General features: G+C 72.4%; 4 protein-coding genes. 1 reads left to right on the forward strand and 3 read right to left on the reverse strand.

Annotated elements, in window-relative coordinates:
• From N4P33_RS33725 to bioB, 3 genes are all read right to left on the reverse strand, one after another.
• Positions 1-253 (reverse strand): AAA family ATPase (locus tag N4P33_RS33725; RefSeq protein WP_260830735.1); only part of this gene is annotated, 253 nt, incomplete at its 3' end.
• A gap of 6 nt (positions 254-259) precedes the next feature.
• Positions 260-1540, reverse strand: coding sequence for an adenosylmethionine--8-amino-7-oxononanoate transaminase (locus N4P33_RS33730; protein WP_260830736.1), 1281 nt, complete (start codon positions 1538-1540; stop codon positions 260-262).
• Complete coding sequence (gene bioB, locus N4P33_RS33735; protein WP_260830737.1) at positions 1533-2783, reverse strand: biotin synthase BioB; 1251 nt, start codon at positions 2781-2783, stop codon at positions 1533-1535. The genes N4P33_RS33730 and bioB overlap by 8 nt, the downstream gene beginning before the upstream one ends.
• A gap of 147 nt (positions 2784-2930) precedes the next feature.
• Here bioB and N4P33_RS33740 point away from each other — a divergent pair.
• A partial coding sequence (locus tag N4P33_RS33740; RefSeq protein ID WP_260830738.1) for an 8-amino-7-oxononanoate synthase occupies positions 2931-3735 on the forward strand: 805 nt, incomplete at its 3' end.

The following is a 3735-nucleotide window of genomic DNA, read 5'->3' on the forward strand; positions in this document are numbered from 1 at the left end:
GCCCCGCCCGCCGCGCCGCCGTCCCCGGTGCCAACGGCTCCGGATACCGCGCCAGTTCCCCGGCGGTGACGCCCGCACCGACGAGCCGCGCCACTTCCTCCGCGTCCCCGGCCTCTCCCGGCCCCACCCCGGTCTGCGCGGCCTTCAGCACCGCCACGGACCGCCCGGCCGCCACCGCCGCCGCGGCGACCGCCGCCGTCACCACCGTCTTGCCGACCTCGGTACCCGTCCCCGTGATCACCAGCACCGGCATGTCACGTCACCCTTCCTTCGCCGCCGCGCACACCGCACGCGCGATCAGCCCGACATCCGCGTCACCCGTCACATACGGGGGCATGGTGTAGATCAGATCGCGGAACGGCCGCAGCCACACACCCTCACGCACGGCGGCCCGCGTCGCCGCCTCCATGTCCACGGCGTGATCGAGCTGCACGACCCCGATCGCACCGAGCACCCGCACATCCCGCACGCCCGGCAGCTCGGCGGCCGGAGCCAGCCCGTCCCGCAGCCCCGCCTCGATCCGCTTGACCTCGGCAAGCCAGTCCTGCCCCAGCAGCAGTTCGATCGACGCGCAGGCAACCGCCGCCGCCAGGGGATTGCCCATGAACGTCGGCCCGTGCGCCAGCACCGGCACCTCACCGCGCGAGATCCCGTCGGCCACCCGCGCCGTGCACAGCGTCGCCGCCATCGTCATATAGCCACCGGTCAGCGCCTTGCCCACGCACATCACATCCGGCGTCACCGCGGCGTGCCCCGCCGCGAACAGCGCACCCGTGCGCCCGAACCCGGTCGCGATCTCGTCGAACACGAGCAGTACGTCATGCGCGTCGCAGACCTCACGCAGCACCCGCAGATACGCGGGGGAGTGGAACCGCATGCCCCCCGCCCCCTGCACCACCGGCTCCACGATCACGGCGGCCAGCTCGCCGGCGTGCCGCTCGATCATCTCCCGCAGATGCTCGGCGTACGACTCCTCGAACTCGACGGGCGGTGCGTCGGCGAACACCTGACGGGGCAGCACCCCGCTCCACAGCTCGTGCATCCCGCCCTCGGGGTCGCACACCGACATCGGCTGCCACGTGTCACCGTGATAGCCGCCCCGCCACGTCAGCAGCCGCCGCTTCTCCGGCCGGCCCAGCGAACGCCAGTACTGCAGACACATCTTGACCGCGACCTCGACCGACACCGACCCGGAGTCGGCGAGGAACACATGCTCGAGCCCCTCCGGCGACATGTCGACAAGGAGCTTCGCCAGCCGCACGGCGGGCTCGTGCGTGAGCCCGCCGAACATCACATGGCTCATCCGGGAGAGCTGCTCGCGCGCCGCCTCGTTCAGCACCGGGTGGTTGTAGCCGTGGATCGCCGACCACCAGGACGACATCCCGTCGACGAGTTCGCCCGAACCGTCGGCGAGCTTCAGCCGTACCCCGCTCGCCGACTCCACGACGAGCGGGGTCTGACGCCCCGGCATCGGCCCGTACGGATGCCACACATGCCGCCGGTCGAGTTCGAGCAGCTCGGAGTGGGACAGCTCAGGCATTGGGCGCGAGATCCGTCCCGGCGCCCCGACGGCGTACCGCCACCAGGTCGGTCCGCGGCTCACCGGCCGGCACCGCACCACCCGTCCCGCACACACCGCCGCCCTCGTGGGACCCGCACCCGGACGCCGCATCGCCCTGATGGGACCCGCACCCGGACGCCTGCTCGCCCTCGTGCGACCCCCCGTGCGACCCGCACCCACCGGCCCCGGCGGACGAGCCGCACCCACCACCGGCCGCGACCCGGTGCTCCGGCAACGTCACCTGATCCGAACCCTCGACCTCGAACCCGGCATCCGCGATCATCTCCAGATCGGCCTTGCCCGCCTGCCCCTCGCTCGTGAGGTAGTCCCCGAGGAAGATCGAGTTGGCCAGGTGCAGCGCCAGCGGCTGCATCGTCCGCAGATGCACCTCACGGCCGCCCGCGATGCGCACCTCCACGTCCGGGCAGACGAACCGCACCATCGCGAGGATCCGCAGACACCGCTGCGGCGTCAGGTTCCACTCCTTCGCCAGCGGCGTCCCCTCGAACGGGATCAGGAAGTTCACCGGCACCGAGTCCGGGTCCAGCTCGCGCAGCGAGAAGACCACGTCGACCAGGTCCTCGTCGCTCTCGCCCATACCGGCGATCAGCCCGGAGCAGGCGGACAGCCCCGCCGCGTGCGCCTTCTGCACGGTCTCCACGCGATCGGCGTAGGTGTGCGTGGTGGTGATGTCCCCGTACGTCGCCTCGGAGGTGTTGAGGTTGTGGTTGTAGGCGTCCGCGCCCGCCTCACGCAGCCGCTCCGCCTGGCCGTCGGAGAGCAGACCGAGGCAGGCGCACACCTCGACGCCCTCGTTCTGCTCCTTGATGGCCTTGATGGTGTCGGACACCCGGTCCACGTCACGGTCCGTCGGACCGCGCCCGGACGCCACCAGGCACACCCGCTTGGCCCCGCCGGCGAGCCCGGCGGCGGCCGCCTTCGACGCCTCGTCCGGCTTCAGCCAGGTGTACTTCAGGATCTCGGCCTTCGAGCCGAGCCGCTGGGAACAGTAGGAGCAGTCCTCGGGGCACAGGCCGGACTTGAGGTTGACGAGGTAGTTCAGTTTCACCCGCCGGCCGAACCAGTGCCGGCGCACCTTCCCGGCCGCGGCCACCACGTCGAGCAGTTCGTCGTCGGTCGTCCCCAGGACGGCCAGCGCTTCCTCGCGGGTCGGCGTCTCGCGCCGAAGCCCCTTGTCCACCAGCGTGTTCAGCAGGTCCATGAGAGCCGATCCTGTCCTACCGGGCGGCCCGAGGCCAAGGAGAGTTCGTACAACAGAGCCGCTTGGCGGTGTGGGTATTGCCACACCGTGCCCCGTACGGCCTCCCGCTAGTGTCTGTGCACTGCCTACAAAAGCCCCGGAGGACCCATGGCGTTCGGCTGGATCGACGAGCAGGCGCGGCTGCGCCGCCGCGCCGGACTCGTACGGATACTGCGCCCGCGCCCCGCCGACACGCCGCTCCTCGATCTGGCGAGCAACGACTACCTGGGCCTGGCCCGTCACCCGGAGGTCGTCGAGGGAGCCGCGCGCGCGGCGCGGACCTGGGGCGGCGGCGCCACGGGCTCCCGGCTGGTCACCGGCACCACCGAGCTCCATGCCGAGCTGGAGCGCGAGCTGGCCGATTTCTGCGGCTTCGAGGCGGCCCTGGTCTTCTCCTCCGGTTACGCCGCCAACCTCGCCGCCGTCACCGCGCTGGCCCCGCACGGCTCCCTGATCGTCTCCGACGCGGGCAATCACGCCTCGCTGATCGACGGCTGCCGGCTGGCCCGGGGGACGACGCAGGTCGCGGCCCACGCCGACCCCGACGCCGTACGCAAGGCACTGTCCGGGCACGACGGAGCGGCGATCGCGGTGTCGGACACGGTGTTCTCGGTGGACGGCGACGCGGCCCCGCTCGCCGGGCTGGCCGTGGTGTGCCGGGAGTACGGCGCGGGTCTGGTGGTCGACGACGCCCACGGGCTGGGCGTGCTCGGCGACGGCGGGCGCGGCGCCCCGTACGCGGCGGGCCTCGCGGGCGCGGACGACGTGGTGGCGACCGTGACGCTGTCCAAGTCGCTGGGCAGCCAGGGCGGAGCCGTGCTCGGTCCGGCCCGGGTGATCGAGCATCTGGTCAACGCGGCGCGGACGTTCATCTTCGACACGGGTCTCGCCCCCGCGGCGGCGGGCGCGGCCC

Source organism: Streptomyces sp. 15-116A, from assembly GCF_025290915.1.
In the GTDB taxonomy this organism is placed as follows: Bacteria; Actinomycetota; Actinomycetes; order Streptomycetales; family Streptomycetaceae; genus Streptomyces.